Origin of the sequence: Mycobacterium sp., assembly GCF_049683935.1 — a bacterium.
Taxonomy (GTDB): domain Bacteria; phylum Actinomycetota; class Actinomycetes; order Mycobacteriales; family Mycobacteriaceae; genus Mycobacterium.
In genome coordinates, this window is sequence record NZ_JBAUJR010000341.1 from 1 (window position 1) to 3,237 (window position 3,237).

4 protein-coding genes are annotated in these 3,237 nt (G+C 66.1%); 1 reads left to right on the plus strand and 3 read right to left on the minus strand.

Going from position 1 to position 3,237, the window contains the following annotated elements; all coding sequences use genetic code 11:
* On the minus strand, nucleotides 1-398 hold a 398-nt coding region (locus tag WA965_RS19840; RefSeq protein WP_526447994.1), incomplete at its 3' end, for a GAP family protein.
* Nucleotides 399-488: 90 nt separating this feature from the next.
* On the opposite strand from WA965_RS19840, the gene WA965_RS19845 reads away from it, so the two are divergent.
* Nucleotides 489-980: a flavin reductase family protein gene (locus WA965_RS19845; RefSeq protein ID WP_526302785.1), complete on the plus strand. Its 492-nt coding sequence runs from the start codon at nucleotides 489-491 to the stop codon at nucleotides 978-980.
* Here WA965_RS19845 and WA965_RS19850 read toward each other — a convergent pair.
* Together WA965_RS19850 and WA965_RS19855 are read right to left on the minus strand one after the other, a co-directional pair.
* Nucleotides 977-1,135 carry a hypothetical protein gene (locus WA965_RS19850; protein ID WP_526302786.1) on the minus strand — a complete coding sequence of 53 codons (159 nt, stop codon included), beginning with the start codon at nucleotides 1,133-1,135 and terminating at the stop codon, nucleotides 977-979. The genes WA965_RS19845 and WA965_RS19850 overlap by 4 nt on opposite strands.
* A 107-nt stretch (nucleotides 1,136-1,242) precedes the next feature.
* A complete protein-coding gene (locus WA965_RS19855; protein WP_526302787.1) occupies nucleotides 1,243-2,985 on the minus strand; it encodes an acyl-CoA dehydrogenase family protein in 1,743 nt (580 codons plus the stop codon).
* Nucleotides 2,986-3,237 lie beyond the last annotated feature (252 nt).

Here is a 3,237-nt window from a genome sequence, read left to right on the forward strand (position 1 = left end):
ATGCCGAGGCCGGCGACGCCCGCCGTCCACAGCGACCGGCCGCCGAGAAGCTGCTTGGCGCGGTTTGTGAGCGGTCCCGAGAACCGGTCCGGTGCCCCGTCGGCACGCGTGCCACGCAACCGCCCCATCAGACCCGTGGCCACCAGCACCGCGTTGACCAACACCACCGCGCCGACCACGATCTGCACTCTGGGCAGCGTGAAATGAGCGGACCCCAACGCCGGTCGCAGGATGAACAGCACGATCACGCCGACGCTGGTCCCCATGACGAAGCCGCCCGCGAGGAAGGCGAGGAGCTGCAGCGCCGGCCGGGGCCGGTTGATCATCAGGACCGTCATACCGATGCGGAACGGTTCCAGGCTCACCGCAACGGCCATCACCAGGAGCGGGATCCACATGATGGGCGACACGTTACCGCTCGCGACCCTGTTGATCGGCGCATCCGGGGCGTGGCCGCCGTCGACGGCCACATGTGATGATGGATGGTGATGAGCGGCTCCCCGACCCACCTCAGCCCGTCGTCCCTGCGGGAGGCGTTCGGGCATTTCCCCGCCGGCGTCATCGCGATCGCCGCCGAGATCGACGGCATCCGCGTCGGCCTGGCGGCCAGCACCTTCGTCCCGGTGTCACTCGACCCGCCGTTGGTGTCGTTCTGTGTGCAGAACACGTCGACGACGTGGCCCCGCCTCAAAGACGTCCCCTACCTCGGCATCAGTGTGCTCGGGGAGTCACACGACGCGGCCGCGCGCACCCTGGCCGCCAAAACAGGTGACCGGTTCGCGGGTCTGGAGACGGCGTCCACCGAGCGCGGTGCGGTGTTCATCCACGGCACCAGCGTGTGGTTGGAGAGCGCGATCGAGCAGATGATCCCTGCGGGAGATCACACCATCGTGGTTCTGCGGGTCAGTGACATCACCGTGCATCCGGACGTGCCGCCGATCGTTTTTCACCGCAGCACGTTCCGCAGGCTCGACGCCTAGGGTCGGGTGCCCAGCTCGTCTCGGTAATTCCTGACCCGCTGATCGAGTTCGGCGGCATCCGCGCTGCGGCCTTCGCTGCGGGCCAGGTCGGCGCGCGCGCTGAGCTCACGGATCGCGGTGCGAATGTCGTTGACGCTTCTGGTTTCTCGAAGCATGTGTGCTGCCCTTCTTCGGTGATTGGCTGCTTCCCGAAGCGTACCCCTGCGCAGCGCCTCTACACCCGTGTCCGACCTTCGGATTTGGTGTGCGTCCGGGCGGCCGTTCAGGGGCGCATCTCATAGGCCCCGTCGTACGCTCGCACCCGCTCCCAGACCCGGTCGAAGCGGGCGCCGTCGGCAACCGGTTTGCGCACCGCAGCCAGCGCCCATTCCTGTTGGGCGGGCGTCGAGCTGGGCTTTCCGTGCAGCGCGATCGCGTAGCCGGAGAAGTCGCGCACCTGGATGTCGAAGATCTGGTCCACGACATCACGATCGAGACCGGTCAGCTCGGCCTGCTCGAGGATCAGTTGGCCGTAGACCACCAGCGTGAACAGGTGCCCCACGACGAGGACGAAGTCGAGGTCAGCCTGCTGACCGGCGTCCGGCGCCGCCGTCGACAGCAGTTCCTTCAGTGCCAGCGCCTGCTCGTAGAAGCGCGCGACGTTGGGGATGGCCGAGTGCTTCTCGTAGACCGGAGCCCAATCCGCGAACTGCACCTTCGATGCGCCGCGAGCCGGTCCCTGCGACCAGAAGAACACGTCGTCGGCCGGATCGTCGCGGGTGCCGATCTGCGGGTATTCGGTCGGGTTGAACATGTAGTTCGGCATGAACTTCAGGATCTGCGCCACATTCACGTGCACGGTGCCTTCGAGCCGCGGCAGCGCCCCGATCAGGCGGGCGACCTCGCAGAAGTAGGTGTTCTTCTCGAAACCCTTGGCAGCCAGCACATCCCACAGCAGCGTGACGACCTTCTCGCCCTCGGAGGTGACCTTGGACTTCGTGACCGGGTTGAACAGCAGGTAGCGCCGGTCCTCGAGGCTGGCGCTGCGGAAGTAGTCGATGGCGCGGTTGCTGAACGACTTCATCGCGACCACCCGGGCGTAGGCGTCGACGAAGCTGGCGCGCACGTGCGGGAAGTCGGTGACCGGGTTGCCGTACAGGATGCGGTTGTTGGCATGGGTGATCGCTTCGTAGAAGGCGTGCTCACACATCCCGATCGAGCCACTGCACAGGTTGAACTTGCCGACGTTGACGGTGTTGAGCGCCGCGGAGAAGGCGTCGGGTCCGGTGCACAGGATGTCCTCCTCGTAGACCGGGTAGTCGTTGAGCCGGAAGTTGCTCACGAACATCTGGCCGTGCACGACGTTGTCGATGAGCTCGTATTTCTCGTGGCCGCTGTCGGCGACGAACCACACGTAGCCGTCGGCGCCGTCCACATCGGTGCGGCGAGAGAAGACCGACACCATGCCCGCCACGTTGCCGTTGCCGATGTAGTACTTCTCGCCCGACGCCCGGAAGACCACTCCCTCGGTGTCGTCTTCGGTCGCGGGGGTGAGCAGCAGGTCGGTGTTGTAGATGTCGGCGCCGTGTTCGCGTTCGGACAACCCGAACGCCATCACCCCGCCGGCCTCGAGTTGCGCGGCCGCCTTCTCCTTGGCCTTGACGTTGTCGCTCTGCCAGATCGGCCCGAGACCGAGGATCGTGACCTGTTCGGCGTACCAGTAGGCCAGCCCGTAGAACCCGAGGATCTCACTGAGCACGGCGTTGCGTGAGGTGTCCCAACGCTTGTCGGCATCCCCGTCGGCGAACTCCGACGGGGTCAGGAACGTGGCGAACAGCCGCTCACGCTTGACGAAGTCCAGGAAGTCGTCGACCCACGTCGCCTCCAGGTCGTCGCGCAGCAGCCGTACCTTGCCGCGCTCTTCGAACCACTCGATCAGGGCGCGCAGTTGGCGCCGCGATTGAGCATCGAGGTGTTGAGGGTCGAAGTCGTTCGGGTTGAGCAACAGTCCGCGGGAGTTCGCCATGCGCCGAACCTACGCGGTCACCCGGCGGATCCGGCGCGGTTCTGCACCGTCGGCGTCCGTGCGCGCGCCCGATTCGCTTCAGATCAGGCGTGCACGTCGCGAAGGCCGACGGCATTTCGAACGCCTGAGCAGTTCACACAACCCACGCAGCCGATGCAGTCCTCGCAGCTGATGCAACCGACGCACGCCCGGCACCTGGTGCAGTCCATGCAGCCCAGACATGCCAGGCACCCCCGGCAGACGATGCAGAAC

What these genes read in the sequence shown, in the direction of transcription:
- WA965_RS19845 (WP_526302785.1), top strand. Translation starts at nt 489, where the DNA reads ATGAGCGGCTCCCCGACCCACCTCAGCCCGTCGTCCCTGCGGGAGGCG.
- WA965_RS19850 (WP_526302786.1), bottom strand. Translation starts at nt 1,135, where the DNA reads ATGCTTCGAGAAACCAGAAGCGTCAACGACATTCGCACCGCGATCCGT.
- WA965_RS19855 (WP_526302787.1), bottom strand. Translation starts at nt 2,985, where the DNA reads ATGGCGAACTCCCGCGGACTGTTGCTCAACCCGAACGACTTCGACCCT.